Below are 26,351 nucleotides of genomic sequence, written 5' to 3' on the forward strand. Positions count from 1 at the left end.
GTCTGAAAAAGATGCTGGATAATAAAGCATGACCCGCTTGACGGCTAGGGCCGTCGGAGACCCTTGCAATGCCCGACCAAGATGTACGCCTGCAACACCTGAAAGTTTGGCTCGATGAACAACTGCCGGGCCTTTTCGCTCGGCAAGGATGGGGTACCGTACCCCCGGCCACATTGACCGCGGCCAGCAGCGACGCGAGTTTCCGGCGGTATTTCCGCTGGGAGGGCGAGGGCCGAAGCCTGATCGTCATGGACGCCCCGCCGCCCCAGGAAAACTGCAAACCCTTCGTGGACATCGCTTTTCTGCTGGCGAAATCCGGCATCAACGTACCGAAAATTTATGCAGAAGACCTTGATCGCGGGTTTCTTTTGCTCAATGACCTGGGCAACAAGACCTACCTGGACGTCATCGACGGTGAGAATGCCGACGATTTGTTCCGCGATGCCTTGCAAGCGCTGCTCGCTTTCCAGCAACTGCCGATGGTCGCGCCATTGCCCAGCTATGACGTTGCGCTGCTGCGCCGCGAGCTGGAGCTGTTCCCCGAGTGGTACGTCAAGCGCGAGTTGGGGATCGAATTCGATCCGGCCCAGCAGCAACTCTGGCAACAGGCGTCCGACATGTTGATCAACAGTGCCCTGGCCCAGCCGAAAGTGCTGGTGCATCGCGACTTCATGCCGCGCAATCTGATGCTCAGCGTGCCGAATCCCGGTGTGCTGGATTTCCAGGATGCGGTCTATGGGCCCGTCACCTACGACGTGACCTGCCTGTTCAAGGACGCCTTCCTCAGTTGGCCCGAGGCGCGTGTGCGTGGCTGGCTCGAGGATTATTGGCAACAGGCCGGTGCGCTGGGCATACCGGTCCAGCCGGATCTCGAGGATTTCCTGCGGGCTAGCGACTTGATGGGCGTGCAACGTCATCTCAAGGTCATCGGGATCTTTGCACGCATTTGTCACCGTGATGGCAAGCCGCGTTACCTTGCCGACGTACCGCGCTTCTTTGCTTATATAGAAGCAGTCGTTGCCCGGCGTCCCGAGCTGGCCCCGCTGGAGGCGCTGCTGCAAAGCCTGCGTCAGACGAGCGGAGCCACCGCATGAAAGCGATGATCCTGGCGGCCGGCAAGGGCGAACGCATGCGCCCGCTGACCCTTGCTACGCCCAAGCCGTTGATCCGCGTGGCCGGCGTTCCGTTGATCGAGTACCACTTGCGAGCCCTGGCCCGGGCCGGGTTCACCGAGATCGTGATCAACCATGCCTGGCTCGGCCAGCAGATCGAAGATCACCTCGGGGACGGTTCACGCTTTGGCGTGAACATCCGGTTTTCGCCGGAGGGTGAGCCGCTGGAAACCGGCGGCGGGATCTTCCGGGCCCTGCCGCTGTTGGGCGATGAAGCGTTTGTGGTGGTCAATGGCGATGTCTGGACCGATTACGATTTCAGCGCACTGCACCGTTCCTTCGACGGGCTGGCGCACCTGGTGCTGGTGGACAACCCCGAGCATCATCCGGGCGGCGATTTCGTCCTGATTGACGGAAAGGTTCACGATAGCGCGCAAGCTGCCGACAAACTGACCTACAGCGGCATCTCGGTCATTCACCCGCGGCTGTTCGAAGGCTGTTCGGATGGCGCATTCAAACTCGCACCCCTGCTACGCAAGGCCATGGCCGAGGGGTGCGTCAGTGGCGAACGGCTGGAAGGACACTGGGTCGATGTCGGCACTCATGAACGTTTGGCGCAGGTCGAAACCTTGATAGAAGCGGGCGGTTGATATGTGGTGGCCAGGGACTCTGATTGGAGCCGGTGCGGGCTTTGCCATAGCCAGCATTCCGGGGGCCATGCTCGGTGCGTTGTTAGGGCAGGCGCTGGATCGGCGCCTGAACCTGCACAGTTGGGCGCAGGTACGTGAAGGCCTGGGCGGACGCCCGGCATTGCGCAACGATGAGCTGTTGTTCGTGTTGCTGGGACGACTGGCGAAAAGCGATGGTCGGGTGGTCGATGGCCATATCCAGCAGGCTCGTCAGGAAATGCGTGCGCTGGGGCTGAGCGAACCGGCGCAACGCCGGGCCATCGCCGCGTTCAACCGGGGCAAGTCCGGCAACGATCGCTTGCGCGGTTATCTGCGCCGGCTCGCCACCCAGCCCCATGCGGCCGAAGGTGTATTAAGAGCCTGTTGGCGGATGGTTTACGCGGATGGGCGTGCGGGCACAAGCGAGCGCGAATTGATTGCCCGTTGGGGTAAGTGGCTGGGCTGGACGCAGCAACAGGTCCAGGCGCTGGCGGCAGATTACGGGCCGCAGAAACTGTCGCTGCCCAGCAGCGGCGTGACCTATCAGGAGGCGCTGCGCCTGTTGGGGGTCTCGGCCACCAGCGAGCCGTCGCAGATCAAGCGGGCTTACCGTCGTCTGCTCAGTCGCCATCATCCGGACAAGATCGCCGGCAGCGGTGCAACGCCGTTGCAGGTGCGCGAAGCCACGGAGAAAACCCGGGAGTTGCATCACGCCTATCGGCTGATTCGCGAGCGACGGGATTTTCGCTAGTCAGCCGCTCAGCTGTGGCGAGGGAGCTTGCTCTCGCTCGACTGCGCAGCGGTCGCAATCGGTCTGGACCGTATCGGATGGAGTCAGGACTGCTTTGCAGTCCAGCGGGAGCAAGCTCCCTCGCCACGGGAGTGCGCACCGGCATAAGAGCCGGTGCAAGGCTCAATTCCCTGGATTCTGCGGATTCAACCAACCCCGGATCCGTCGAAACACTTGCTCCTGTTGCGCCGCTGAATCAGGCACCGATTTGAGGGACACCTGGCTGAACGTCGAGCCTTTCAAGCGTTTACTCGCCTGCAAGCGCTCCAGCGCCGCGTTGCGATCCAACGGTTTGTCCGTAAAGAAAATATCGGAGGTCGGCATTTTCAGGGGCGCCGTCAGTTCTGCCAGCCCGGGTTTGGCGGTCACCGGGGTCTGGGCGGCGATCATCACGAAACGGGCAATTTGCGCGGGCTGCCTTTCATTCAGGTAACGCGCCGCCCAGTAGGCGCCGGTGCCATGACCCAACAGCACGATGCTGCGGGCACTCTGTTGCTCGGCGTAGGCAAGTGCGGCATCGATACGGGCGAAGATACGTTCGGCATCCGCCCCGGCGTGTTCTTCATCGGTTTGCGCAACCACCGGGTCTACCGCGTCGGCCTCGCCCCCGGCGATCTGTTCGATCGGTGCGGCGGTGGTGGCGTCCGGCGCCGCGGCGGCCGCGTCAGCCGGCTTGACCTCCGGTGGGGCTTGCACTACCCGCGGTGCGATGACATCGCTTTGCAGGTCCGGCAAGGTGATACTCAGGCTGCTCCATTCAATGTCGGGCAACTTTTTACGCAACGGGCCGACCACTTGTGGCCAGTCAGCGGTTTCGCCGGCGCCGGGAACTATGATGACGGCACCCTTGGGTTCGCTGGTGTTGGCCGGTTTCCAGAGAGCCAGGAACGTGTCGCTGCCAGTCTGCAATTGTTGTTGCTCCTGGACCGGGACCGTTCTTTGCAGTGCGCTCGCTTCTTCCTGGCTACGCTCGAGCAAGGGCTGGCGTTGGGCGGGCTTTTGTTCGGAGGATTGCTCGGTGGCGTCGGGTGTTGGCTCGTCGGCCTGTACAGAAAACGCACCCGGCAGGATCAGCGACAGGCACAATGCTGGCAATGCCAGGCGGTAAACAGAGGGCATCGGATATTCCATGACCAGAAAGTATTTCCGGCAGCCTAATGGGTTGGTCAGTGTTTGTCAGTGCATGAGACTTAGATGATGCGTTTTTGCTGCCTGTGGGTTATCGGCTGTTTATGGCTTCCCTTGATGACGTGGGCCGCGCCCGCGCCGTCCACGCATGGGGCACAGCTCAATGCACAGCAGCGCCAGTGGCTGGCGCAGCATCCGCAACTGCGGGTCGGCCTGGTATTGCAGGCGCCCTATGCGCAATATGACCGGCGCTTGCAGCGGCTGTCCGGGACCAACGTCGAGCTTATGCAGTGGCTGGGCAAGGCGTTGAATGTCGAACTGACCTGGCGCAATTTCCAGGACGTGGCGCAGCTGGAAGCGGCGGTGCGCGACGGCGAGGTGGATGTCGCCCCGGGCCTCACCCAGTCCCCGAGCGGGCTCAAGATCTGGCAGTTTTCCGACCCCTACATGCGGGTGCCGCAGTTGATCGTCGGCGAGCAGAAAAGCGCTGAGGGCGTGGAGCTGGAAAAACTCGACCCCCAGGCCCGGGTCGCGGTGCGCATGCCCAGTCCCACGGCCGATTACTTGCGCAGCAACTACCCGATGCTGAATGTGCAAGGCGTACCCATGGAGCGCCAGGCCCTGCAACTGTTGCTCAGCCAGCAGGCCCGCTACGCAGTGGTCGACGAGGCGCAGTTGGGGCGTTTGATGGTCGAACCCGAGTTCGCCGAGCTGGTGGTGGTAGGCGACATAGGTTTGCCGCAACTGCTACGGGTCGCCACCCGCCGCGACTGGCCGGAGCTGGCGGAGATTATTGACAGCGGTTTGCGGGCGATTCCGGCCAAGTCGCTGGAGCAGTTGCACAACCGGTGGATCAAGCCCAAATACCCGCGCTTGAGCGAAAGCCCGGGGTTCTGGCAGAACCTGACGCTATTGATGCTGGCGCTGCTGCTCGGCAGCATGGCGATCGTCTTCTGGCAGCGTCGTCAGCAGCGAGGGCTGGAGCGACGCCTGCGTGCCGCGCGAGAAGACATTGCCCAACGCGCCGCCAGCGAGGAAGCCCTGCGCCTGACGCAATTTTCCATTGACCAGAGCACGGTCGGCATCCTCTGGGTCAACTGGGACAGCCATGTGCGCTACGCCAACCGTGCCGCCGAAACCATGCTCGGCTACCCCTCGGGCGCGATCATCGACCGGCCGTTGATCGACTTCGAGCCGGGCCTGCACATGGATCGCTGGCTGAACCTGTGGAAGCGCGCCCGGGCCAGCGAGGACGGTCCGCAAAGCTTCGAAACCGAATGCGTGCGGGCCGATGGCAGTATCTTGCCGGCCGACGTGTCCTTGAGCTTCCTGCGTTTTCGCGACGCCGAATACCTGGTGGTCTACCTCAACGACGTGACCGAACGTCGCCGGGCCCTGGCCGCGTTGCGCGAAAGCGAGGCGCGGTTGCAGGGCATCGCCGCCAACGTGCCGGGCCTGGTCTTTCGCCTCGAGCGGGCGCCGTTGACCGGCCAGATCGACTTTGCCTATATCAGTGAGGGCAGTGAAAGCCTGGTGGGTTATTCCCCTGCGACCTTGGCGCGCAGCGACACCGGACTGCGTAGCCTGGTGCATCCCGAAGACAAGGCCGGCTACCACCGCACCCAGGATCAGGCGCTGGACAGCGACAGCGACTGGTCGTGGCAGGGCCGCATCCTGACCCGCGAAGGCCAGGAGCGCTGGGCCGAGATTAAGGCAATCACCCGGCGTCTCGAGGACGGCGCCTACGTCTGGGACGGCATCGTCTGGGACATCACCGACAGCAAGCGCATCGAACTGGAACTGGCCAGCTCCCGGGAGCAACTGCGGGAATTGTCGGCGCACCTGGAAAGCGTGCGAGAAGAAGAAAAGGCGCGCATTGCCCGGGAAGTCCACGACGAGTTGGGGCAGATGCTGACGGTGTTGAAGCTTGAGACGTCCATGTGCGAACTGGCCTACGCGCAACTGGATTCGGGCCTGCACGAGCGACTCAACAGCATGAAGCGCCTGATCGCCCAGCTCTTCCAACTGGTGCGGGACGTGGCGACGGCGTTGCGCCCACCGATCCTCGATGCGGGCATTGCCTCGGCCATCGAATGGCAGGCCCGGCGCTTCGAAGCGCGCACCCAGATCCCATGCCTGGTGCAGGTCCCGGACAACCTGCCGCCGTTAAGCGACGCCAAGGCCATTGGCCTGTTCCGGATTCTTCAGGAAGCGCTGACCAATGTGATGCGACATGCCCAGGCCCACACCGTGGAGTTGACCCTGGTCCGGGAAGGCGATGAATTGTGTCTGACGGTCAGCGATGACGGTGTAGGATTCACCGCAGATACCGCTCGGCCGAGCTCCTTTGGCCTGGTCGGTATGCGTGAGCGAGTGTTGATCATGGGTGGGCATCTGACCCTGGACAGTGAGCAGGGGGAGGGGACCCGCTTGGAAGTGCGGGTGCCGTTGAATGAGGTCTGATGTTCTACGGTGTCTGGGCTGGCTCTATCGCGAGCAGGCTCGCTCCCACATTGCTTGACGCACGCACAATACCCTGTGGGGGCGAGCCTGCTCGCGATGAGATCCTGAATCTGGAGAAGAACGTGATCCGTGTATTGGTAGCCGAAGACCACACCATCGTGCGCGAAGGCATCAAGCAGTTGATTGGCCTGGCCAAGGATCTGGTAGTGGCGGGGGAGGCGAGCAATGGCGAGCAGTTGCTCGAAACCCTGCGGCAGGTGCCCTGCGAAGTGGTGCTGCTGGACATTTCCATGCCCGGTGTCAACGGATTGGAGGCGATCCCGCGGATCCGTGCGCTGAACAACCCGCCGGCCATCCTGGTGTTATCGATGCATGACGAGGCGCAGATGGCGGCGCGTGCGTTGAAGGTCGGCGCGGCCGGTTACGCGACCAAGGACAGCGACCCGGCCTTGTTGCTCATGGCAATTCGCAAGGTGGCCGCCGGTGGGCGCTACATCGACCCGGACCTGGCCGACCGCATGGTCTTCGAAGTCGGCCTGACCGACACCCGGCCGCTGCACTCGCTGCTGTCTGAGCGCGAATTCTCGGTCTTCGAGCGCCTGGCCCATGGCGCCAACGTCAACGACATCGCCCAGCAACTGGCCCTGAGCAGCAAGACCATCAGCACCCACAAGGCGCGGCTGATGCAGAAACTCAACATCACCTCACTGGCGGAACTGGTGAAATACGCGATGGAGCACAAGTTGCTCTAACCCTTACGCAATTCCCTTGTGGGAGCGAGCTTGCTCGCGATGGCGGCGGCACATTCAATATTGACGTTGGCTGACACTCCGCTATCGCGAGCAAGCTCGCTCCCACAGGGGTAAATGTGTCGACATACCCATTTGCGACACGCCCATAACCCGCTTATGCCCCGTGCTTGCAGCTCGCCACTCGACGCTCGCTGCTGCATTTATCCAATCCCGCCATCCCTGTAGGGAAATCCCTACCCCGACGCTTCCATCCGGCTGAGGCAATTCTCTCTTGCGTCCCGATTTGCGCGGGCGCGAGGCTCCACTAGGCTTGATTCACAAGCAGTCATCAATACAAAAGGTGTGGGTATGAGCCAGGTCGATTCAAGCGTGGGGACCAGTGATGTGCTGGTCAGCTTTCGTGGTGTGCAGAAGAGCTACGACGGCGAAAACCTGATCGTCAAGGACCTCAACCTGGACATTCGCAAAGGCGAGTTCCTGACCTTGCTCGGGCCTTCCGGCTCCGGAAAGACCACCAGCCTGATGATGCTCGCCGGGTTTGAAACCCCGACCGCGGGTGAGATCCAGCTGGCTGGGCGCGCCATCAACAACGTGCCGCCGCACAAGCGCGACATTGGCATGGTGTTCCAGAACTATGCCTTGTTCCCGCACATGACCGTCGCTGAGAACCTGGCATTCCCGTTGACGGTACGTGGCCTGAACAAGAGTGATGTGAGTGATCGGGTCAAGCGCGTCCTGAGCATGGTTCAGCTCGACACCTTCGCCCAGCGTTACCCGGCGCAACTGTCCGGTGGCCAGCAGCAACGTGTCGCCCTGGCCCGGGCGCTGGTGTTCGAACCGCAGCTGGTGCTGATGGACGAACCCTTGGGTGCACTGGACAAGCAATTGCGTGAGCACATGCAGATGGAAATCAAGCATCTGCATCAGCGTCTCGGCGTGACCGTAGTCTACGTGACCCACGACCAGGGCGAGGCCTTGACCATGTCCGACCGCGTGGCGGTGTTCCACCAGGGCGAAATCCAGCAGATCGCCCCGCCGCGTACGCTCTATGAAGAACCGAAAAATACCTTCGTTGCCAACTTCATCGGTGAGAACAATCGCCTCAGCGGCCGTCTGCACAGCCATACCGGTGACCGTTGTCTGGTGGAGTTGGGGCGCGGCGAGAAGGTCGAGGCACTGGCGGTCAACGTTGGTCGGCCCGGCGAGCCGGTGACCCTGTCGATCCGTCCGGAGCGGGTGAGCCTCAACGGCGCCAGCGAACAATGTGTCAACCGCTTCTCAGGGAGGGTGGCGGAATTCATCTATCTGGGCGACCACGTCCGGGTTCGCCTGGAAGTCTGCGGCAAGGACGACTTCTTCGTGAAACAGCCGATTGCCGAGCTCGATCCCGAGCTTGCCGTTGGGGACGTGGTTCCGCTTGGCTGGCAAGTCGAGCATGTGCGTGCGCTCGATCCCCTTCTAGAGGCGAATTGATCGCCCCCTGCTGTACCAACACCAACCCTGCACGTGGAGAGAACAATAAATGTTGAGATCCCTGAAGTTCACAGCCCTGACCCTGGGCATGATGGGTGCGGCAAGCGCAATGGCGGCGGGCCCGGACCTGACCGTGGTGTCTTTCGGCGGGGCGAACAAGGCGGCGCAGGTCAAAGCCTTCTACGCACCGTGGGAAGCGGCCGGCAATGGCAAGATCGTGGCAGGCGAGTACAACGGCGAAATGGCCAAGGTCAAGGCCATGGTCGACACCAAGAGCGTTTCCTGGGACCTGGTGGAAGTCGAGTCCCCGGAGCTTTCCCGTGGCTGTGACGAAGACATGTTCGAGCAACTGGACCCGGCCCTGTTCGGCAAGACCGAGGACTACGTCAAGGGCGCGATCCAGCCTTGCGGCGTAGGTTTCTTCGTGTGGTCGACGGTACTGGCCTACAACGCCGACAAACTCAAGACCGCGCCGACCAGTTGGGCGGACTTCTGGGACACCAAGCAATTCCCAGGCAAGCGCGGCCTGCGCAAGGGCGCCAAGTACACCCTGGAATTCGCCCTGATGGCCGACGGTGTCGCGCCCAAGGACGTCTACAAGGTACTGGCCGGCAAGGACGGCCAGGATCGGGCGTTCAAGAAGCTCGACGAACTCAAGCCGAACATCCAGTGGTGGGAAGCCGGTGCACAACCACCGCAATACCTGGCCTCCGGTGACGTGGTCATGAGCTCGGCCTACAACGGCCGGATCGCTGCGGTACAGAAGGAAAGCAACCTGAAAGTGGTGTGGAACGGCGGCATCTACGACTTCGACGCCTGGGCCATCCCGCGTGGGCTGGACAAGACCCGCGCCGAAGCGGCGAAGAAGTTCATCGCCTTCTCGGTGGCGCCGCAGCAGCAGAAGACCTACTCGGAAAACATCGCCTACGGCCCGGCCAATACCCAAGCCGTACCGCTGCTGGCCAAGGATGTCCTGAAAGACATGCCGACCACCCCGGAAAACATCGCCAACCAGGTGCAGATCGATGTCAGCTTCTGGGCTGACAACGGTGAGCAACTGGAGCAGCGTTTCAACTCCTGGGCTGCGAAGTAACCAAAGCGTCCATGGATGAACGGGCTTTTGTGGCGAGGGAGCTTGCTCCCGCTTGAGTGCGCAGCACTCACAAAATCGGCACTGCCGACAAAATTTTGGGGCCGCTTCGCAGCCCAGCGCGAGCAAGCTCGCTCGCCACAATGACTCGCTTGCACAGGTTGCTGTTCCAACATGACAGAGGCGGTACGCCGTCTCTGTAACGATAAAAGATTTGCGGAGTTCGCCATGGCCATCGCCGTTCCACTGAACGCGGGCACCAGCCCCACCCTGAAGCAGCGGCTCAAGCGCGCCGAGCGGGTCAACCGCTGGAAGGCCCAGGCCTTGATCGCGCCGCTGGTGCTGTTCCTGTTGCTGGTGTTCCTGGTGCCGATCGTGGCGCTGTTGTTCAAGAGTGTCAGTAACCCTGAAGTGGTCAGCGCCATGCCGCGCACCGTGGCCGCGGTCGCTGCCTGGGACGGACGCGGGTTGCCTGGCGAACCGGTGTACAAGGCCGCCAGTGAAGACCTGGCCGATGCGCGCAAGAATCAGACCCTGGGCGACTTGTCCAAACGCCTGAACATGGAACTGGCCGGCTATCGCAGCCTGCTGACCAAGACCGCACGGGCGCTGCCGTTTGCCAGCGAACCGGCGTCCTATAAAGAAGCCATGGAGAACCTCGATGAACGCTGGGGCGACCCCGCGTACTGGCAGGTGATCCGCCGCAATACCAGTAACGTCACCCCGTATTACCTGCTGGCGGCTGTCGATCATCGCATCGACGACCTCGGCGAACTGGCCACGGCTACCCCTGACCAGGCGATCTACCTCGACATTTTCGCTCGCACGTTCTGGATGGGCCTGGTGATCACCGCCATTTGCCTGGTGCTGGCCTATCCGTTGGCCTACCTGTTGGCGAACCTGCCGTCGCGCCAGAGCAACCTGCTGATGATTCTGGTGCTGTTGCCGTTCTGGACTTCGATCCTGGTGCGGGTGGCCGCGTGGATCGTGCTGCTGCAATCGGGCGGGCTGATCAACAGCGCTCTGTTGGCGATGGGGGTGATCGATAAACCCCTGGAGCTGGTGTTCAACCGCACTGGCGTCTACATCTCCATGGTCCACATCCTGCTGCCGTTCATGATCCTGCCGATCTACAGCGTGATGAAGGGCATCTCGCCGACCTATATGCGGGCGGCGATTTCCCTGGGCTGCCATCCGTTCGCCAGTTTCTGGCGGGTGTATTTCCCGCAGACCTATGCCGGTGTGGGCGCCGGTTGCCTGTTGGTATTCATTCTCGCCATCGGCTACTACATCACCCCGGCGCTGCTGGGCAGCCCGAACGACCAGATGGTCAGCTACTTCGTCGCGTTCTACACCAACACCAGTATCAACTGGGGCATGGCCACGGCGCTCGGCGGCCTGCTGTTGCTGGCAACCATCGTGCTTTATCTGATTTACAGCTGGCTGGTAGGCGCCAGTCGCCTGCGCCTGGGCTGAGGAGAGATCGAAATGGTAAGTCCATACATGTCCCCCGTTGAACGGGTGTGGTTCTACTGCTTGCGCATACTCTGCGGGCTGATCCTGCTGTTTCTGATCCTGCCGGTGCTGGTGATCGTTCCGCTGTCGTTCAACTCCGGCAGTTTCCTGGTCTACCCGCTGCAGGGCTTCTCCTTGCAGTGGTACCACGATTTCTTCGCCTCGGCTGAATGGATGCGGGCGCTGAAGAACAGCATCATCGTGGCCCCGGCGGCAACGGTACTGGCAATGATTTTCGGCACGCTGGCGGCCATTGGCCTGACCCGTGGCGATTTCCCGGGCAAGGCACTGGTGATGGCGCTGGTGATTTCGCCGATGGTGGTGCCAGTGGTGATTATCGGCGTCGCCAGCTACCTGTTCTTCGCACCGCTTGGAATGGGCAACAGTTTTGCTTCCCTGATCGTGGTCCATGCGGTGCTGGGTGTACCGTTCGTCATCATCACGGTGTCAGCGACGCTGCAAGGCTTCAACCACAACCTGGTCCGGGCCGCCGCCAGCCTCGGGGCTTCGCCATTGACCACGTTTCGTCGGGTGACCCTGCCGCTGATTGCCCCAGGCGTAATCTCCGGCGCGCTGTTTGCCTTCGCGACCTCGTTCGATGAAGTCGTGGTCACTCTGTTCCTCGCCGGCCCCGAACAAGCCACCCTGCCACGACAGATGTTCAGTGGCATCCGCGAGAACCTCAGCCCGACCATCGCTGCGGCGGCAACGCTGCTGATTGCATTCTCGGTAATTCTGTTGCTGACGCTGGAGTGGTTGCGTGGGCGCAGTGAGAAGCTGCGTACCACCCAGGCCTGAATTCACGACTCCGATCCAATTGTGGGAGCGAGCCTGCTCGCGATAGCGGTGTACCAGTCGATAGATATACCGTCTGAGCCACCGCTATCGCGAGCAGGCTCGCTCCCACAGGGCGCGTCAGGGCATTCATGAGCTGAATGACGGAACAAGCCTCAATACCGAGCTATCCTTGTGCCAGCCCACACTCGAACAAGAGGCCGCGCACATGAGTCTTTCCTCATTCAAGATCGCCCACAAACTGATTACCGGTGCCGCTGCCATCGAGCAACTGGCAAACGAACTGGCCCGGCTGGACGTCGATAATCCGCTGATCGTGACTGATGCGGCGCTGGTGAAATCCGGCACCGTGGAACTGGCGCTGCAACACCTGGGCGGGCGCGATTATGAGATTTTCGACCGGGTCATGCCCGATCCGGAGATCGCCATCGTCAAGGACTGCATGCAGGCCTACCGCGATGGCGGCCATGATGGGTTGATCGGTCTGGGCGGCGGCAGTGCCATCGACATTGCCAAGTGCGTGGGCGCCTACGCTGGGTATCACGGCGAGCTGGAGGATATGTTCGGTGTCGACCAGGTGCCGCGCAAAGGCCCGCCGATGATCGCCATCCCCACCACGGCGGGCACCGGCTCGGAAGTCACCAACGTCGCGATTCTCTCCGACAAGGCCGCGCAGCTGAAAAAGGGCATCGTCAGCGATTATCTGTTGCCGGATGTAGCGCTGGTCAGCCCACAGATGACCCTCACCTGTCCGCGCAGCGTGACCGCCGCCAGTGGTGTTGATGCGCTGGTGCACGCCATCGAGTCTTATCTGTCACTCAATGCCTCGCCGATCACCGACGCCTTGGCCATCGGCGCCATCAAACTGATTTCTCGTGCGTTACCCAAGGCCTACGCCAACCCTTCGCACTTGCAAGCACGCGAGGACATGGCCACTGCCAGCCTGATGGCCGGCATGGCGTTCGGTAACGCCGGGGTCGGGGCGGTGCATGCGCTGGCGTATCCACTGGGCGGCCGGTTCCATGTCTCCCACGGCGTTGCCAACGCCTTGCTGCTGCCGTATGTCATGGCATGGAACAAATTGGCCTGTGTGGAGCGCATGCGCGATATCGCCGAAGCCATGGGCCTCAAGACCGCGCACCTGAGCGATCCCGAAGCCGCCGACGAAGCCGTGCAGGCCATGGTTGCGCTGTGCGCCGCCGTGGAGATTCCCAAGGGCTTGAGCAGCCTGGGAGTGACCGAGGATGTCATCCCCTCGATGGCACTGGAGGCGGCGGGAATCGAGCGCTTGATGCGTAACAACCCGCGCCAGCTGAGCGCCGACGACATCGAGAAAATCTACCGCGCGGCGTATTGACCGACGGCCACGGTGGGCGCGCCAGATCTTGCGGTATACAATGCGCGCCATCGTGATTTCGCTCAAAACAGGTGCGTCATGCAGCCCTTCGCTATTGCTCCGTCGATTCTCTCCGCCGACTTTGCCCGCCTGGGCGAGGAAGTGGACAACGTTCTGGCCGCCGGGGCCGACATCGTTCACTTCGATGTCATGGACAACCACTACGTGCCCAACCTGACCATCGGTCCGATGGTCTGCGCGGCGCTGCGCAAGTACGGCATCACCGCGCCCATCGACGCACACCTGATGGTCAGCCCGGTGGACCGTATCGTCGGCGACTTCATCGAGGCCGGCGCCACCTACATTACGTTCCATCCGGAAGCCACGTTGCATGTCGACCGCTCGCTGCAGTTGATCCGCGAAGGTGGCTGCAAGGCTGGCCTGGTATTCAATCCGGCTACGCCCCTGGACGTGCTCAAGTACGTGATGGACAAGGTCGACATGATCCTGCTGATGAGCGTCAACCCCGGTTTCGGTGGGCAGAAGTTCATTCCCGGCACCCTCGAAAAGCTGCGCGAAGCCCGTGCCCTGATCGATGCCTCGGGGCGTGACATCCGCCTGGAGATCGACGGTGGCGTGAACGTGGGCAATATCCGTGAGATCGCCGCCGCCGGCGCCGACACCTTCGTGGCTGGCTCGGCAATCTTCAATGCTCCGGATTACCAGGAAGTGATCGGTAAAATGCGTGCTGAACTGGCCCTGGCACGCCCATGAGCGGTTTCGAGCAGCTGTTTCCCGGCAGCCTGCCGCGTCTGGTGATGTTCGATCTCGACGGTACCCTGGTCGACTCGGTCCCGGACCTCGCGGCTGCGGTGGATAAAATGCTGCTGCAGCTCGGTCGACCGCCGGCCGGTATCGACTCGGTGCGCCAGTGGGTCGGCAATGGCGCGCCCATGCTGGTGCGCCGGGCCCTGGCCAACCACATCGACGCCGAGGGTGTCGATGATGCCGAGGCCGAACGGGCGCTGGAGTTATTCAACGAAGCCTATGAAGGCCATCACTCGCTGACCGTGGTCTATCCCGGCGTGCGCTCCGCCCTCAAGTGGTTGCACAAGCAAGGCGTGGAAATGGCGCTCATCACCAACAAGCCGGAGCGCTTCGTCGCGCCGCTGCTGGACCAGATGAAAATCGGCCGTTATTTCCGCTGGATCATCGGCGGCGACACCTTGCCACAGAAAAAGCCTGATCCGGCCGCGCTGTTCTTCGTGATGAAAATGGCCAACATCCCGGCCTCACAGTCGTTGTTCGTCGGTGACTCGCGCAGCGATGTGCAAGCGGCGAAAGCGGCAGGGGTCAAATGCGTGGCGCTGAGTTACGGTTACAACCATGGTCGACCGATTGCCGAGGAGCTTCCAGCACTGGTGATCGACGATTTGCGCCTGTTAATTCCCGGTTGCCTGGACCCGGCCGCTGAGATAACGTTGCCCGACGCTGTTCAATCCTCTTCTGGAAACGCCATCGTGGTGGTCACCCGCAAACTCTGGATGAAAGTCATCAAGGCCCTGGCCCGCTGGCGTTGGCGCGCCTGACGTGATCCTGGCCGGCTATCCGGCGCGTTTGCACACCTGACTATCCGCTCCTCACGCCACGAGGCACCCCATGATCCGCGAAGAATTCCTGCGCCTGGCCGCTGCCGGCTACAACCGCATCCCGCTGGCCTGCGAAACGCTGGCCGACTTCGACACACCGCTGTCGATCTACCTCAAGCTGGCCGACCGACCCAACTCCTACCTGCTCGAATCGGTGCAGGGTGGCGAGAAATGGGGCCGGTACTCGATCATCGGCCTGCCGTGCCGCACGGTGCTGCGGGTTCATGGCCATCATGTCAGCGTGACCCATGACGGCGTCGAAATCGAAAGCCTGGACGTGGAAGACCCGCTGGCGTTCGTCGAAACCTTCAAGGCCCGCTACAACGTGCCGACCATCCCGGGCCTGCCACGGTTCAACGGCGGGCTGGTAGGCTACTTCGGCTACGACTGTGTGCGCTACGTGGAGAAACGCCTGGGCACCTGTCCTAACCCGGATCCGCTGGGTGTGCCGGACATTCTGCTGATGGTGTCCGATGCGGTGGTGGTCTTCGACAACCTGGCCGGGAAAATGCACGCTATCGTCCTGGCCGATCCATCTCGGGAAGACGCGTACGAGCAGGGCCAGGCAAGCTTGCAGGCATTGCTGGAAAAACTCCGTCAGCCGATCACGCCGCGCCCCGGCCTGGATTTCAGCAAGCAGTCGGCAGCCGACCCGGTGTTCCGCTCCAGCTTCACCCAGGCCGATTACGAACGGGCAGTGGATACGATCAAGGAATACATCCTCGCCGGTGATTGCATGCAGGTCGTGCCGTCGCAACGGATGTCCATCGACTTCAAGGCCGCACCCATCGACTTGTATCGGGCGCTGCGCTGCTTCAATCCGACGCCTTACATGTACTTCTTCAACTTCGGCGACTTCCACGTGGTGGGCAGCTCGCCGGAAGTGCTGGTGCGGGTCGAAGACAACCTGATCACCGTGCGGCCGATTGCAGGCACCCGCCCTCGTGGCGCCACGGAGGAGGCTGACCGGGAACTTGAAGATGACCTGCTGTCGGATGCCAAAGAAATTGCCGAACACCTGATGTTGATCGACCTGGGCCGCAACGACACTGGCCGTGTCTCGGAAGTCGGCTCGGTAAGGCTCACCGAGAAGATGGTCATCGAGCGCTATTCCAATGTTATGCACATCGTGTCCAACGTCACCGGCCAGTTGAAGGCCGGGCTGACGGCGATGGACGCCTTGCGGGCGATCCTGCCGGCGGGCACGTTGTCCGGCGCGCCGAAGATCCGCGCGATGGAAATCATCGACGAACTGGAGCCGGTCAAGCGCGGAGTCTATGGTGGTGCAGTGGGCTACTTCGCCTGGAACGGCAACATGGACACTGCCATCGCCATCCGCACGGCGGTGATCAAGAACGGTGAGCTGCATGTGCAGGCCGGCGGCGGCATCGTCGCCGACTCGGTGCCAGCCTTGGAATGGGAAGAAACCCTGAACAAGCGCCGGGCGATGTTCCGCGCCGTGGCGCTGGCCGAGCAGACATCGAACGACTGAAGCCCTTCAGTTCCCGTGGCGAGGGAGCCTGCTCCCGCTGGGTCGGTCCGCGTTCGGGCGCAGCAGACCCCTCTTTGTGGGCGCTGCGCACCCAAGCAGGAGCAAGCTCCCTCGCCACAGTTCTTGTGACACTCAGCCAATGTGGGAGCGAGCCTGCTCGCGATAGCGATCTTCCATTCAATGTCGATATTGAATGGATGGGCTTCATCGCGAGCAGGCTCGCTCCCACCGGATTTTCCAACCATCAGAAATCCAGGCTGACCCCCAGGCTCACCCCTTGCTGGGTAAGGTCATCATCCTTGCGCAACGTATAGCCGCCCCGCAGTGCCAGGTCGTTGGTCAGCTTGTGACTGACCCCCAGGCTCAGGCGATTGAGATGGCTCTGGGGCGTATAGCCTTCCAGCTTGAAGTCATTGGCCGGCAGGCTGTTGAGAGCGATGTTCACTTTCTGCGTGTCGTCTTCGTACTCGCGCTCGTGGGCATACTCACCGAAAACCTGGGTCTGACGGGTGAGGTTGTACTTGCCCTGCAGGCCGATCCCCAGGCGTTTCGAATCGCGGTTCTGGTCATCGAAGGTCAACGCCGTGGAGCGATTGCTCTTTTCCGAATAGCCGTCGACCTCCACCTTCGCGTAATCGGCGCTGACAAATGGCGACAAGTGCCATTCGCTGCCCGGTTGGGCAATGTCGTAGCCCACGCGGGTGCTGAACGCCCACAGGTGACCATCGGTATCGCCTTTCTCCTGTGCCTGGTTGACGCCCAGGTCGAACTTGCGTTTCAGGCTGTCATAGTCGAGCTTGCCGCCGGTCAAGGCTGCATCGGCCCACCAACGGTTTTGCTGGAACTGGGCGAACGCGGTCGCCAGGTAGCTGTTGAGTTTGTAGTCCGAATCGTTGTGGCCGGCCTCCATATCCTGACGGTAGAACCCGGCGGCTACGCCCACGCGCCAAGCGTCGTCGAGGCGGTAGCTGCCCCCGATGTTCAGGCTGTAGCCACTGCCGTTGGCGCTGGCGCCACTGTCCTGGCTGTCCACATCCAGGTGCTGGCCGCCGCCTGCGACGATCGCACGCCATTGGCCGACCGCCTGCCAGTTCTCCCAGTCCGACTGCCATTGGTTGCGTAATTCGTCCTGATGCGCCCGCAAGGTCGAGTGGGCCATTTCCGGCAGCAGCGTCAGCTCCCAGGGCGCGGCCAGCAGCGAGTAGGCGTAGTCGGCAATCAGCTTCTGCCCGGCCTCGGTCGGGTGCACCGCGTCGTTGTAGATCAGTTTGCTGGGATCAGGGGTAGCGCTGTTGATGCCATAGGTGGCGTTTTCGGTGCAGCCGTTGCCGCTGAAGCAGGTGGCGGTAAGGTTCTCGCCGGTGGCGAGTCCGAATCGTGCCGGATCGGCGAAACTTTCCTTCAACAGAAGAGGGATGTTCAACGGAATGATTTCCGCGTCGATGCTTTGCAGTCGCGTGATCAATTGTTGGTTGAATTGATTGCCCAGTTGCGAGAAGGGTTCTTGCAGGGGGCTGCCGTTGAGTGCCGGGGTCAGGCCCAGGTCGGGTAACAGCCAGACCATGACATAACGGGCACCGGCGGTTTGCAGTACCTGGACACTGTCCGCCAGGCGATCGGCAGCAGCGTTCGCTTGTTCGGGGGTCAGTACTCGGCCTTGAAGGAAGTCGTTGCCACCACCGGACAGGTAATACAGTGCATTCGGATCGGCCCGCAGCCCATTGGATTGCAGATAGCCGGGACGGCTGCGGTCTCCGGTGTCGGACACGCCGGTGATCGATTCGAGGATCTGGTCGGTGCGATAACCGCCCACTGCCCAGTTATTGCCGTCCGCCAGGCCCTGTTCAGCGCGAACCGCCGATGTGGAGGCGGCAGTCTGGTCGGCGGAGTAGCCCAGGCGCCCGCCGAGCAGTTGGGTTGAGTTGGAGGAATAGCTTTCGCCGCTGCCGTCGTGATAGTTCGGTCCGGTGCGATTGGTATAACGCTCGGTGGATCCGGGTGGACCGTTCGGGTCGGCGAACTGGCCGGCGTCGTTGAGGCTGTCGCCGAACACGACGAACTTGGAATAGGGATTGGGGGCGGCGCTCGCCTGGGCACAGGCCATCGCCAGCAGGCAGCCGGCAAGCGGTACGAACAACTTCTGTTTGATCATGGGAAAGTCCGTTTTTATCTTTTTTTTGTTAGAAAACGAAACGACAGTACCAAAAACTTCCTGCGCATTGCCATCCATCCTGAGCATCCTGAATTGTTTCAAGGCCCTTCGGGATCCGTCATATTGCGTGCTCCGTCCAGCTAGGCTACTGTGCCGGGACGTATGAACGAGACTGTCCCTGTGTCGATTGTCAGCAAACTTCCGGATCAAATGATCAAGGCACACGCCCGCTGGCGTTGGCGCGCCTGAATATTCTCCGCCGGCTACGCCGGACCTGTACCGATTTGCCTTCTTTACCTGCTTGAACGCCGCTTCGCCGGGGCACTACACGCCTCGCCAACGGCAGTACCGTGCGGGTCATTATCCGAAGGCTGTATTTAAAGTCAGTGAATTCAAAAGGTTGCTAACGCCATGTTGCTGATGATCGATAACTACGACTCCTTTACCTATAACGTTGTGCAGTATCTCGGTGAGCTGGGCTCCGAGGTCAAGGTCGTGCGCAACGACGAACTGACCATCGCGCAGATCGAAGCCCTCAAGCCCGAGCGCATCGTGGTCTCGCCCGGTCCTTGCACGCCGACCGAAGCGGGCGTCTCCATCGACGCCATCAAGTACTTCGCCGGCAAGTTGCCGATCCTCGGTGTCTGCCTGGGACACCAGTCGATCGGCCAGGCATTCGGCGGTGACGTCGTGCGGGCCCGCCAAGTCATGCACGGTAAGACTAGCCCGGTATTCCACGAGGACAAGGGTGTCTTCGAAGGGTTGAATCGTCCGCTGACCGTCACTCGCTATCACTCTCTGGTGGTCAAGCGAGAAACCCTGCCTGACTGCCTGGAACTGACCGCATGGACCCAGTTTGAAGACGGTTCGGTGGATGAAATCATGGGGCTGCGACACAAGACGTTAAATATCGAAGGTGTGCAATTTCATCCCGAGTCTATTCTCACCGAGCAGGGTCACGAGCTGTTCGCCAACTTCCTCAAACAAACCGGCGGCACGCGCTAAGGACTTTTCATGGATATCAAGACAGCCCTGAGCCGTATTGTCGGCCATCTCGACCTGAGCACCGAAGAGATGCGCGATGTGATGCGCGAAATCATGACCGGGCAATGCACGGATGCGCAGATCGGCGCGTTCATGATGGCCATGCGCATGAAGAGCGAGAGCATCGATGAGATCGTCGGTGCAGTCTCGGTCATGCGCGAGCTGGCGGACAAGGTCGAGCTCAAGACCCTGGACGGCGTCGTGGATGTGGTTGGCACCGGCGGTGACGGCGCCAATATCTTCAATGTGTCCACTGCCTCGGCATTTGTCGTCGCAGCGGCCGGCTGCACCGTTGCCAAGCACGGCAACCGCGCCGTCTCGGGCAAGAGCGGCAGCGCCGATCTACTGGAGGCGGCGGGCATCTACCTGAACCTGACCCCGGTGCAGGTCGCACGTTGCATCGACAATGTCGGCATCGGCTTCATGTTTGCCCAGACCCACCACAGCGCCATGAAGCACGCCGCTGCTCCCCGTCGTGACCTGGGATTGCGCACCCTGTTCAACATGCTCGGCCCGCTTACGAATCCGGCTGGCGTTAAACATCAGGTGGTCGGTGTGTTCAGCCAGGCTTTGTGCCGGCCGCTGGCCGAGGTCTTGCAACGCCTGGGCAGCAAGCACGTGCTGGTGGTGCATTCGAAGGATGGCCTGGATGAGTTCAGCCTGGCGGCACCGACGTTTGTGGCGGAACTGAAAAATGATCAGATCAGCGAGTATTGGGTCGAACCTGAAGACCTGGGCATGAAAAGCCAGAGCCTGCACGGCCTGGCGGTCGACGGTCCGGCCCAATCGCTGGAACTGATTCGCGATGCGTTGGGGCGGCGCAAAACCGAGAACGGCCAGAAAGCTGCCGAGATGATCGTGCTCAACGCCGGCGCTGCGTTGTACGCCGCCGACCATGCCAGCAGCCTCAAGCAGGGCGTGGAGCTGGCCCACGATGCGTTGCACACTAGCCTTGCCCGGGAAAAACTCGAAGAATTGGGCGCATTTACCGCCGTATTCAAAGTGGAGAACGAAGGATGAGCGTGCCAACGGTTCTGGAAAACATTCTGGCTCGCAAGGCTCAAGAAGTGGCCGAGCGCAGCGCTCGCGTCAGTCTGGCCGAGCTGGAAAGCCTTGCGCGCACGGCGGAGGCGCCGCGTGGTTTCGCCCAGGCGCTGATCGATCAGGCCAAGAAAAAACAGCCGGCAGTGATTGCCGAGATCAAGAAGGCCTCGCCAAGCAAGGGCGTCATCCGCGAACACTTCGTGCCGGCCGACATCGCCAAGAGCTACGAGAAGGGCGGCGCGACCTGTCTGTCGGTGCTGACTGACATCGACTTCTTCCAAGGGGCCGACGACTACCTGAAGCAGGCGCGGGCCGCTTGCAAACTCCCGGTGATCCGCAAGGATTTCATGATCGATCCGTACCAGATCGTCGAGGCGCGTGCGTTGGGTGCCGATTGCGTGCTGTTGATCGTTTCGGCCCTGGACGATGTGAAAATGGCCGAGCTGGCGGCAGTCGCCAAAGGCGTGGGGCTGGATGTCCTGGTGGAGGTCCACGATGGCGACGAGCTGGAGCGGGCACTGAAGACCCTCGATACCAAGCTGGTCGGGGTGAACAATCGCAACCTGCACACCTTCGAAGTCAGTCTGGAAACCACCCTGGACCTGCTGCCTCGTATTCCGCGTGATCGCCTGGTCATCACCGAAAGCGGGATTCTCAACCGTGCGGATGTAGAGCTGATGGAAGTCAGCGATGTGTATTCGTTCCTGGTGGGCGAAGCGTTCATGCGGGCCGAGAACCCGGGTACGGAACTGCAACGCTTGTTCTTCCCGGAGCGTGGCCTGCCGGTCAGCGGTTCGACACTGGACTGAGCCCATGTCGCCAACGATTTCCCTGACCGTCGAAGCCGGGCTGCAAGCCGAACAGGATCTGCTGGCGAGCATTTGCGCGGGCAATGCCGAGTTCGGCCTGTTGTTCTGGCAACCCAGCGATCGTGCGTTGGTGATGCCACGTCGTTTGAGTCGCCTGGCAGGGTTTGAACACGCCAGTGCGGTCTCGGCTGCCAACGGTTGGCCCGTCCTGTTACGGGAGACCGGTGGTGAGCCGGTGCCGCAGTCGGCTGCTACCGTCAATATCGCCCTGGTCTACGCCCCGCCGCGCAGCGAAGGCGACCACGGCCGGATCGAAACCGCGTACCGACGGTTGTGTGATCCGATCTGCGAGCTGTTGGATGAAATGGGCGGTGTCGCGTCGCTGGGAGAAGTGGACGGCGCCTTTTGCGACGGACGATTCAACGTCAACCTCGACGGCCGGAAAATGGTCGGCACCGCGCAGCGCTGGCGCCAGAGCAAAGGCGGTCAGCGTCCGGTGGGCCTGGTGCATGGCGCACTTCTGCTGGACGACGAGCGAGAATCGATGGTCGCTGCGGTCAATCGCTTCAATGAAGCCTGTGGCTTGGAGCAACGGGTGCGCGCCGAGAGCCACATCGCATTGCATGAAAAATTCCCGGCGCCTGATGCGCTCGCGCGGCTCGAAGCGCTGTATCGAGAGCTACTGATTGATCTGCTGGGCGCCTAACGGGTTCCGAACACCACCATCGTCTTGCCTTTGACGCTGACCAGGTTGCGTTCTTCCAGATCCTTGAGCACGCGACCGACCATTTCCCGCGAGCAACCGACAATCCGCCCGATCTCCTGACGGGTCACCTTGATCTGCATGCCGTCCGGGTGGGTCATGGCGTCGGGCTGTTTGCACAGTTCCAACAGGCAGCGTGCGACACGTCCGGTCACGTCGAAGAACGCGAGGTCGCCGACCTTGCGGGTGGTGTTACGCAGGCGCTGTGCGATTTGTCCGCTGAGGACGTAAAGAATGTCCGGATCTTGCAGAGACAGTTCCCGGAACTTGGAGTAGCTGATTTCCGCGACTTCACATTCGACCTTGGTACGCACCCAGGCACTGCGTTCCTGTTCCTTGCCCGCCTGCTCGAACAATCCCAGTTCGCCGAAAAAATCGCCCGAATTGAGATAGGCGATGATCATCTCCCGCCCGTCGTCGTCCTCGATCAGGATCGTGACCGAACCCTTGATGATGAAGAACAGCGTTTCAGAACGATCCCCTGCGCAAATGATGTTGTGTTTGGCTGGGTAGCGGCGACGCTGGCAATGCATCAAGAGTTTGTCGAGATTCTTGATCTTGAACGTGGGAGTAATGGCAACCATGGTTGTATCCCGAAAGACTTCGCGTGTGGGGTTTGGTTTTTATGTGGGCGCGATTGGCTATCGCTAAAAGCTGGCCAAAAGCCAGCGAGATGACGCCAGCTTAACAGAGGCATCTGTAATTATTTCGAGAATTTACTTACAGGCAGACGCCCGGCCTCCTAAGGCGGGGGCCGTCATCTCAAATCGCTGTGCTAAGCTGGCGACCCTTTTTTAACAGTGGAGTCTTGGCGATGAAGGCACGCATCCAATGGGCTGGCGAAGCCATGTTCCTCGGCGAATCAGGCAGCGGTCATGTGGTCGTCATGGATGGGCCGCCAGACGCAGGCGGTAGAAACCTGGGCGTTCGACCGATGGAAATGCTCCTGCTGGGCGTAGGTGGCTGCAGCAACTTTGACGTGGTCAGCATTCTCAAGAAGTCCCGCCAGGCTGTTGAAAGTTGTGAAGCCTTCCTGGAAGCGGAGCGTGCCACTGAAGATCCGAAGGTATTTACCAAGATCCACATGCATTTCGTGGTGAAGGGGCGGGCCTTGAAGGAAGCGCAGGTCAAGCGCGCCATTGAGCTGTCTGCCGAAAAGTACTGCTCGGCCTCGATCATGCTGGGCGCCGCAGGTGTTGAAATCACCCACGATTACGAAATCATCGAATTGGGTTGAGCCGCGTCCCGCGCTGAAGATTCACTGTGTGAGGGAGCTGCCTCCCTCATCGCGCATGCCCTTGTTGTCAGATCCGATAAGTGCTTTTGGTCATGACCTTGGCCAGCAGGCTCATGCCGAACTTTACCGGGGCCGGAAAGCGAAAACCGCCGGCTTCGAGCGCGCTCTCGGCGTGGTGCTCTTCGTCCTCGCGCATCTGTTCCAGGATCGCCCGGGATTTTCCGTCCTCGGCCGGCAGTTGCTCCAGATGCTCGTTCAGGTGTTTGCACACCTGGTGTTCAGTCGCCGCAACGAAGCCGAGACTGACCTTGTCGCTGATCAACCCGGCTACTGCGCCAATACCGAAAGACATTCCGTAGAACAGTGGATTCAGGACGCTGGTGTGGCTGCCCAGTTGGCGAATCCGCTGCTCACACCACACCAGATGATCGATTTCCTCCTCGGCGGCATGCTCCATCGCCTCACGCACCTGCGGCAGCTTTGCGGTCAGCGCCTGGCCCTGATACAGCGCCTGGGCACAGACTTCGCCTGTGTGGTTGATGCGCATCAGGCCGGCGACATGGCGCCTTTGCTCGTCACTCAATTGCGCGTCCGGCTGTACGATGGCCGGGGATGGGCGGTACGGCTGACCACTGAAGGGCAGCAGCGTGCGCATCGCGGTATCGGCTTGCAGCAGCAGACGGTCAATCGGCGAGTAGTGACGTTGGGTAGTCATGCTTACCTCCGGGAAAAATCACGGCAGCCAGTTTAACCCAACCGGCCGCTGAACATTTGCGTTGGGTCAGGCTATCAACCCGGTGGCCAATTCATCTGGCGTTGACCCAGCACATGCATATGAATGTGATAGACGGTTTGGCCGCCAAGTTCATTGCAGTTCATCACCACGCGGAAACCTTGCTCGCAACCCAGCTCGAGGGCCAGGCGCTGGGCGGTGAACAGGATATGTCCTGCCAGTCCCTTGTCTTCTTCGGTCAGGTCGTTGAGCGTGCGGATCGGCTTTTTCGGAATGACCAGGAAATGCACGGGCGCCTGCGGGGCGATGTCATGGAAGGCCAGGACCTGGTCATCCTCGTAAATGATCTTGGCCGGGATCTCCCGGTTGATGATCTTGGTAAACAGAGTATCCACAGCTGTTTCTCCGTTGGGTTAGTCGAAGTCGAGTGTACTGAAGGCTCGGTTGTCGAGCCTGGGTTTTTAACGTCCAGGTGTCAGCGCGGGCAATAGGCCTTGTTGATCCTGCCGGCGATGGTCCGGACCAGCCAGCGCGATCCGAATCGGGGCAGCGCCGCCAGCCAGCGATTGCGCCGTCCGGGGATGATGATCGCTCGGTTGCGGTCCAGTGCGCGTACAGCGTACAGCGCGACTTCTTCCGGGCTCATCATCGACGTGTTGGCGTCGCATTTATGCTCATCCAGCTGTGCCCGGGCGAAGAAACCGGTGCGGGTCGGGCCGGGGCAAAGCACGGAGACTTTGATCGCACACTTCTTCAGTTCGACCCGCAGGGCTTCGGAGAAATGCAATACGTAGGCCTTGCTGGCGTAATAGGTGCTCATCCACGGCCCGGGCTGGAACGCAGCAATCGATGCAACGTTGAGGATCTGGCCGCCCCCCTGCAATGCCATGGTATTGCCAACGGCGTGACAAAGACGCGTCAGGGCGAGGATGTTGACCTCGATCAGGTCCTGCTCTGTCATCCAGTCCTGACCCAGGAACGGGCCGCTGGTGCCGATGCCGGCGCAGTTGACCAGCAGGTCGATCTGCCGTTCGCCTTCCTCCAGTTCCAGGAGAAAGCCTGAAAGCCTCAACGGTTCGCTCAGGTCGCAGGCGCGGAACAGCACCTCGACGCCAAACCGTTGAGTCAGTTCTATTGCAATACTTTCCAGCCGATCACGCTGTCGGGCCACCAGAATCAGGTTGCGGCCGCGCCGGGCCAGCGCTTCGGCCATGGCCAGGCCAAGGCCACTGGAAGCGCCAGTGATCAGAGCGTAACGGGTCATGCAGTTCTCCATCGCAACGGCCCGCCGCCGGTGGACTGAACTGTCACCGGCACCGAACGCGTTTATTGTTCCTCTTCAGAGTCTACAGAAGGATCGCCAGGTTCGGTCGCAGGTTCCGCAGCTTCATCAGCAGGATCGATGGCTTCGCTGCTTTCATAGCTGTTCAAGGCGCTGCTGTCGTAGTCCCCCTGGAGAGCACCGAAGATGCCGGCGAATGTGGCTAGGAAAATCAGCACGATCATCACCAGCCAAAGCGACGCCAGTACCTTGACCGCAGTGGTATTGCGCGGCGGAGGCGGGCCGTATTGGTTGGCACCGGCGTTGCCTGGGGCGAAGATCAGGACGAACGGGAAGATGCTGCCCACCACCGGCACAAGGTTCACCAGCCACAACCAGCCCGACCAGCCGAGGTCGTGCAGGCGCTGGACGTTGAACTGGATGCTCACGAAGGCAAAGGCAAACAGGATCACAGCGGCGAACAGGCCGCCGATGACCAGCGCCGCCAACGAGTTGGAAGCTAACAGCCAGGTCGTGCCCAGCCAGAAGCCCAGGCCGACCACCGGCATGACGGCCAACGTCAACACCATGGTCCAGGCCAGGTAGCGCAGGCGCCCGATCCGCCCATCGAAACTGAACGGCTTGAGCGTTGCGTATTCGGCCACGGCCTCGCCCACATGGGCCCGGGGCGGTGCGTAAGGGGAGACCGGTTCGATGGTCGGGGCCGATTGGTGTGCAGTGGGTTGGGGCGATTCCTGCACTTCACCAAGGCTCAATTGCAGGCCTGGCTCGGCTTCGATCCGGGCATCGATTCCACTTTTATTGAGCGCTTCCAGGTACTTTTGCGCCTCGTTGTGCGACAGGTTGCTTTTCAGGGCCACCTTGTTGCCACTGAACAGTCGTTCAATGGCGCTGACATCGCTCTTGAACAGCTCCGCGAGATTGAACTTGGCTGTGTTGGCATCGACGCCTGGCAGCAGCGCTCCGTCGAATACGATATTGAAGCGGGTCTCATTCATGCCCGGCATCCTTGTCTATGGAAGTT

The 26,351-nt window shown here is 61.3% G+C and carries 25 protein-coding genes; 18 read left to right on the forward strand and 7 right to left on the reverse strand.

Features of this window, described 5'->3' with window-relative positions; translation table 11 throughout:
* Nucleotides 1–68: 68 nt before the first annotated feature.
* The 3 genes from ACLEJQ_RS15595 to ACLEJQ_RS15605 are packed head-to-tail and all read left to right on the forward strand — an operon-like array spanning nucleotide 69 to nucleotide 2,531.
* Nucleotides 69–1,094, forward strand: a complete 1,026-nt coding sequence (locus tag ACLEJQ_RS15595; protein ID WP_440796423.1) for an aminoglycoside phosphotransferase family protein — start codon at nucleotides 69–71, stop codon at nucleotides 1,092–1,094.
* Nucleotides 1,091–1,762: an N-acetylmuramate alpha-1-phosphate uridylyltransferase MurU gene (murU, locus tag ACLEJQ_RS15600; protein WP_440796425.1), complete on the forward strand. Its 672-nt coding sequence runs from the start codon at nucleotides 1,091–1,093 to the stop codon at nucleotides 1,760–1,762. Before ACLEJQ_RS15595 ends, murU begins: the two co-directional genes overlap by 4 nt.
* Before the next feature lies 1 nt (nucleotide 1,763).
* Nucleotides 1,764–2,531: a TerB family tellurite resistance protein gene (locus tag ACLEJQ_RS15605; RefSeq protein WP_440796427.1), complete on the forward strand. Its 768-nt coding sequence runs from the start codon at nucleotides 1,764–1,766 to the stop codon at nucleotides 2,529–2,531.
* A gap of 162 nt (nucleotides 2,532–2,693) precedes the next feature.
* Here the strand turns inward: ACLEJQ_RS15605 and ACLEJQ_RS15610 are convergent, their stop codons facing one another.
* The gene (locus tag ACLEJQ_RS15610; protein WP_440796429.1) at nucleotides 2,694–3,689 is read right to left on the reverse strand and encodes an alpha/beta hydrolase family protein; all 996 of its coding nucleotides are present in this window, start codon (nucleotides 3,687–3,689) and stop codon (nucleotides 2,694–2,696) included.
* Nucleotides 3,690–3,764: 75 nt separating this feature from the next.
* Between ACLEJQ_RS15610 and ACLEJQ_RS15615 the strand changes: the two genes are divergently transcribed.
* The 10 genes from ACLEJQ_RS15615 (at nucleotide 3,765) to trpE (ending at nucleotide 16,263) form a co-directional block, all read left to right on the forward strand.
* Entirely contained in the window at nucleotides 3,765–6,161 is a 2,397-nt protein-coding gene (locus ACLEJQ_RS15615; RefSeq protein ID WP_440796431.1) for a PAS domain-containing sensor histidine kinase, read from the forward strand.
* 122 nt (nucleotides 6,162–6,283) lie between these two features.
* Nucleotides 6,284–6,913 carry a response regulator gene (locus ACLEJQ_RS15620; protein ID WP_440796433.1) on the forward strand — a complete coding sequence of 210 codons (630 nt, stop codon included), beginning with the start codon at nucleotides 6,284–6,286 and terminating at the stop codon, nucleotides 6,911–6,913.
* 348 nt (nucleotides 6,914–7,261) lie between these two features.
* Nucleotides 7,262–8,386, forward strand: coding sequence for an ABC transporter ATP-binding protein (locus tag ACLEJQ_RS15625; RefSeq protein ID WP_440796435.1), 1,125 nt, complete (start codon nucleotides 7,262–7,264; stop codon nucleotides 8,384–8,386).
* Between the two features lie 49 nt (nucleotides 8,387–8,435).
* Nucleotides 8,436–9,479: an ABC transporter substrate-binding protein gene (locus ACLEJQ_RS15630; protein ID WP_042730717.1), complete on the forward strand. Its 1,044-nt coding sequence runs from the start codon at nucleotides 8,436–8,438 to the stop codon at nucleotides 9,477–9,479.
* A 225-nt stretch (nucleotides 9,480–9,704) separates the two neighbouring features.
* On the forward strand, nucleotides 9,705–10,952 hold the full coding sequence (locus ACLEJQ_RS15635) for an ABC transporter permease (RefSeq protein WP_440796436.1): 1,248 nt from the start codon (nucleotides 9,705–9,707) through the stop codon (nucleotides 10,950–10,952).
* A 12-nt stretch (nucleotides 10,953–10,964) separates the two neighbouring features.
* Nucleotides 10,965–11,789, forward strand: coding sequence for an ABC transporter permease (locus ACLEJQ_RS15640; RefSeq protein WP_440796438.1), 825 nt, complete (start codon nucleotides 10,965–10,967; stop codon nucleotides 11,787–11,789).
* Between the two features lie 205 nt (nucleotides 11,790–11,994).
* The gene (locus tag ACLEJQ_RS15645; RefSeq protein WP_440796440.1) at nucleotides 11,995–13,143 is read left to right on the forward strand and encodes an iron-containing alcohol dehydrogenase; all 1,149 of its coding nucleotides are present in this window, start codon (nucleotides 11,995–11,997) and stop codon (nucleotides 13,141–13,143) included.
* Nucleotides 13,144–13,221: 78 nt separating this feature from the next.
* A complete protein-coding gene (gene rpe, locus ACLEJQ_RS15650; RefSeq protein ID WP_440796442.1) occupies nucleotides 13,222–13,896 on the forward strand; it encodes a ribulose-phosphate 3-epimerase in 675 nt (224 codons plus the stop codon).
* Nucleotides 13,893–14,711: a phosphoglycolate phosphatase gene (locus ACLEJQ_RS15655; RefSeq protein WP_440796444.1), complete on the forward strand. Its 819-nt coding sequence runs from the start codon at nucleotides 13,893–13,895 to the stop codon at nucleotides 14,709–14,711. The genes rpe and ACLEJQ_RS15655 overlap by 4 nt, the downstream gene beginning before the upstream one ends.
* A gap of 70 nt (nucleotides 14,712–14,781) precedes the next feature.
* Nucleotides 14,782–16,263 (forward strand): anthranilate synthase component I, encoded by a 1,482-nt coding sequence (trpE, locus tag ACLEJQ_RS15660; protein ID WP_440796446.1) that lies wholly within the window; start codon nucleotides 14,782–14,784, stop codon nucleotides 16,261–16,263.
* Nucleotides 16,264–16,507: 244 nt separating this feature from the next.
* On the opposite strand, the gene estP is transcribed toward trpE, so the two are convergent.
* The gene (estP, locus tag ACLEJQ_RS15665; RefSeq protein ID WP_440796448.1) at nucleotides 16,508–18,415 is read right to left on the reverse strand and encodes an esterase EstP; all 1,908 of its coding nucleotides are present in this window, start codon (nucleotides 18,413–18,415) and stop codon (nucleotides 16,508–16,510) included.
* A 411-nt stretch (nucleotides 18,416–18,826) separates the two neighbouring features.
* On the opposite strand from estP, the gene ACLEJQ_RS15670 reads away from it, so the two are divergent.
* Genes ACLEJQ_RS15670 through ACLEJQ_RS15685 form a run of 4 tightly spaced genes read left to right on the forward strand, consistent with a single transcriptional unit; the run spans nucleotide 18,827 to nucleotide 22,018 of the window.
* The gene (locus ACLEJQ_RS15670) at nucleotides 18,827–19,420 is read left to right on the forward strand and encodes an aminodeoxychorismate/anthranilate synthase component II (protein ID WP_440796450.1); all 594 of its coding nucleotides are present in this window, start codon (nucleotides 18,827–18,829) and stop codon (nucleotides 19,418–19,420) included.
* Nucleotides 19,421–19,429: 9 nt separating this feature from the next.
* Nucleotides 19,430–20,479, forward strand: a complete 1,050-nt coding sequence (trpD, locus tag ACLEJQ_RS15675; protein WP_440796452.1) for an anthranilate phosphoribosyltransferase — start codon at nucleotides 19,430–19,432, stop codon at nucleotides 20,477–20,479.
* Complete coding sequence (gene trpC / locus ACLEJQ_RS15680; RefSeq protein ID WP_440796454.1) at nucleotides 20,476–21,312, forward strand: indole-3-glycerol phosphate synthase TrpC; 837 nt, start codon at nucleotides 20,476–20,478, stop codon at nucleotides 21,310–21,312. Before trpD ends, trpC begins: the two co-directional genes overlap by 4 nt.
* A 4-nt stretch (nucleotides 21,313–21,316) precedes the next feature.
* Entirely contained in the window at nucleotides 21,317–22,018 is a 702-nt protein-coding gene (locus ACLEJQ_RS15685; protein WP_440796456.1) for a lipoate--protein ligase family protein, read from the forward strand.
* On the opposite strand, the gene crp is transcribed toward ACLEJQ_RS15685, so the two are convergent.
* A complete protein-coding gene (crp, locus tag ACLEJQ_RS15690) occupies nucleotides 22,015–22,659 on the reverse strand; it encodes a cAMP-activated global transcriptional regulator CRP (protein ID WP_245139161.1) in 645 nt (214 codons plus the stop codon). The genes ACLEJQ_RS15685 and crp overlap by 4 nt on opposite strands.
* A 230-nt stretch (nucleotides 22,660–22,889) precedes the next feature.
* On the opposite strand from crp, the gene ACLEJQ_RS15695 reads away from it, so the two are divergent.
* A complete protein-coding gene (locus ACLEJQ_RS15695) occupies nucleotides 22,890–23,312 on the forward strand; it encodes an OsmC family protein (protein ID WP_042730268.1) in 423 nt (140 codons plus the stop codon).
* Between the two features lie 67 nt (nucleotides 23,313–23,379).
* Here ACLEJQ_RS15695 and coq7 read toward each other — a convergent pair whose 3' ends face one another.
* The 4 genes from coq7 to ACLEJQ_RS15715 all read right to left on the reverse strand — a co-directional run bounded on the left by coq7 (nucleotide 23,380) and on the right by ACLEJQ_RS15715 (nucleotide 26,325).
* A complete protein-coding gene (coq7, locus tag ACLEJQ_RS15700) occupies nucleotides 23,380–24,027 on the reverse strand; it encodes a 2-polyprenyl-3-methyl-6-methoxy-1,4-benzoquinone monooxygenase (RefSeq protein ID WP_440796458.1) in 648 nt (215 codons plus the stop codon).
* Between the two features lie 74 nt (nucleotides 24,028–24,101).
* The gene (locus ACLEJQ_RS15705) at nucleotides 24,102–24,440 is read right to left on the reverse strand and encodes a histidine triad nucleotide-binding protein (RefSeq protein ID WP_440796460.1); all 339 of its coding nucleotides are present in this window, start codon (nucleotides 24,438–24,440) and stop codon (nucleotides 24,102–24,104) included.
* 80 nt (nucleotides 24,441–24,520) lie between these two features.
* On the reverse strand, nucleotides 24,521–25,309 hold the full coding sequence (locus ACLEJQ_RS15710) for an SDR family NAD(P)-dependent oxidoreductase (protein WP_440796461.1): 789 nt from the start codon (nucleotides 25,307–25,309) through the stop codon (nucleotides 24,521–24,523).
* Nucleotides 25,310–25,371: 62 nt separating this feature from the next.
* Nucleotides 25,372–26,325, reverse strand: a complete 954-nt coding sequence (locus ACLEJQ_RS15715) for a DUF805 domain-containing protein (protein WP_440796462.1) — start codon at nucleotides 26,323–26,325, stop codon at nucleotides 25,372–25,374.
* Between the last annotated feature and the right edge of the window lie 26 nt (nucleotides 26,326–26,351).

Source organism: Pseudomonas sp. SMV71 (assembly GCF_052042015.1).
GTDB lineage: Bacteria > Pseudomonadota > Gammaproteobacteria > Pseudomonadales > Pseudomonadaceae > Aquipseudomonas.

What these genes read in the sequence shown, in the direction of transcription:
- trpD (WP_440796452.1), top strand. Translation starts at nt 19,430, where the DNA reads ATGGATATCAAGACAGCCCTGAGCCGTATTGTCGGCCATCTCGACCTG.
- ACLEJQ_RS15615 (WP_440796431.1), top strand. Translation starts at nt 3,765, where the DNA reads ATGATGCGTTTTTGCTGCCTGTGGGTTATCGGCTGTTTATGGCTTCCC.
- crp (WP_245139161.1), bottom strand. Translation starts at nt 22,659, where the DNA reads ATGGTTGCCATTACTCCCACGTTCAAGATCAAGAATCTCGACAAACTC.
- estP (WP_440796448.1), bottom strand. Translation starts at nt 18,415, where the DNA reads ATGATCAAACAGAAGTTGTTCGTACCGCTTGCCGGCTGCCTGCTGGCG.
- ACLEJQ_RS15655 (WP_440796444.1), top strand. Translation starts at nt 13,893, where the DNA reads ATGAGCGGTTTCGAGCAGCTGTTTCCCGGCAGCCTGCCGCGTCTGGTG.
- murU (WP_440796425.1), top strand. Translation starts at nt 1,091, where the DNA reads ATGAAAGCGATGATCCTGGCGGCCGGCAAGGGCGAACGCATGCGCCCG.
- ACLEJQ_RS15595 (WP_440796423.1), top strand. Translation starts at nt 69, where the DNA reads ATGCCCGACCAAGATGTACGCCTGCAACACCTGAAAGTTTGGCTCGAT.
- ACLEJQ_RS15645 (WP_440796440.1), top strand. Translation starts at nt 11,995, where the DNA reads ATGAGTCTTTCCTCATTCAAGATCGCCCACAAACTGATTACCGGTGCC.
- ACLEJQ_RS15710 (WP_440796461.1), bottom strand. Translation starts at nt 25,309, where the DNA reads ATGACCCGTTACGCTCTGATCACTGGCGCTTCCAGTGGCCTTGGCCTG.
- ACLEJQ_RS15630 (WP_042730717.1), top strand. Translation starts at nt 8,436, where the DNA reads ATGTTGAGATCCCTGAAGTTCACAGCCCTGACCCTGGGCATGATGGGT.
- ACLEJQ_RS15685 (WP_440796456.1), top strand. Translation starts at nt 21,317, where the DNA reads ATGTCGCCAACGATTTCCCTGACCGTCGAAGCCGGGCTGCAAGCCGAA.
- trpE (WP_440796446.1), top strand. Translation starts at nt 14,782, where the DNA reads ATGATCCGCGAAGAATTCCTGCGCCTGGCCGCTGCCGGCTACAACCGC.
- ACLEJQ_RS15640 (WP_440796438.1), top strand. Translation starts at nt 10,965, where the DNA reads ATGGTAAGTCCATACATGTCCCCCGTTGAACGGGTGTGGTTCTACTGC.
- ACLEJQ_RS15695 (WP_042730268.1), top strand. Translation starts at nt 22,890, where the DNA reads ATGAAGGCACGCATCCAATGGGCTGGCGAAGCCATGTTCCTCGGCGAA.
- ACLEJQ_RS15625 (WP_440796435.1), top strand. Translation starts at nt 7,262, where the DNA reads ATGAGCCAGGTCGATTCAAGCGTGGGGACCAGTGATGTGCTGGTCAGC.
- coq7 (WP_440796458.1), bottom strand. Translation starts at nt 24,027, where the DNA reads ATGACTACCCAACGTCACTACTCGCCGATTGACCGTCTGCTGCTGCAA.
- ACLEJQ_RS15605 (WP_440796427.1), top strand. Translation starts at nt 1,764, where the DNA reads ATGTGGTGGCCAGGGACTCTGATTGGAGCCGGTGCGGGCTTTGCCATA.
- ACLEJQ_RS15715 (WP_440796462.1), bottom strand. Translation starts at nt 26,325, where the DNA reads ATGAATGAGACCCGCTTCAATATCGTATTCGACGGAGCGCTGCTGCCA.
- trpC (WP_440796454.1), top strand. Translation starts at nt 20,476, where the DNA reads ATGAGCGTGCCAACGGTTCTGGAAAACATTCTGGCTCGCAAGGCTCAA.
- ACLEJQ_RS15670 (WP_440796450.1), top strand. Translation starts at nt 18,827, where the DNA reads ATGTTGCTGATGATCGATAACTACGACTCCTTTACCTATAACGTTGTG.
- rpe (WP_440796442.1), top strand. Translation starts at nt 13,222, where the DNA reads ATGCAGCCCTTCGCTATTGCTCCGTCGATTCTCTCCGCCGACTTTGCC.
- ACLEJQ_RS15610 (WP_440796429.1), bottom strand. Translation starts at nt 3,689, where the DNA reads ATGCCCTCTGTTTACCGCCTGGCATTGCCAGCATTGTGCCTGTCGCTG.
- ACLEJQ_RS15635 (WP_440796436.1), top strand. Translation starts at nt 9,705, where the DNA reads ATGGCCATCGCCGTTCCACTGAACGCGGGCACCAGCCCCACCCTGAAG.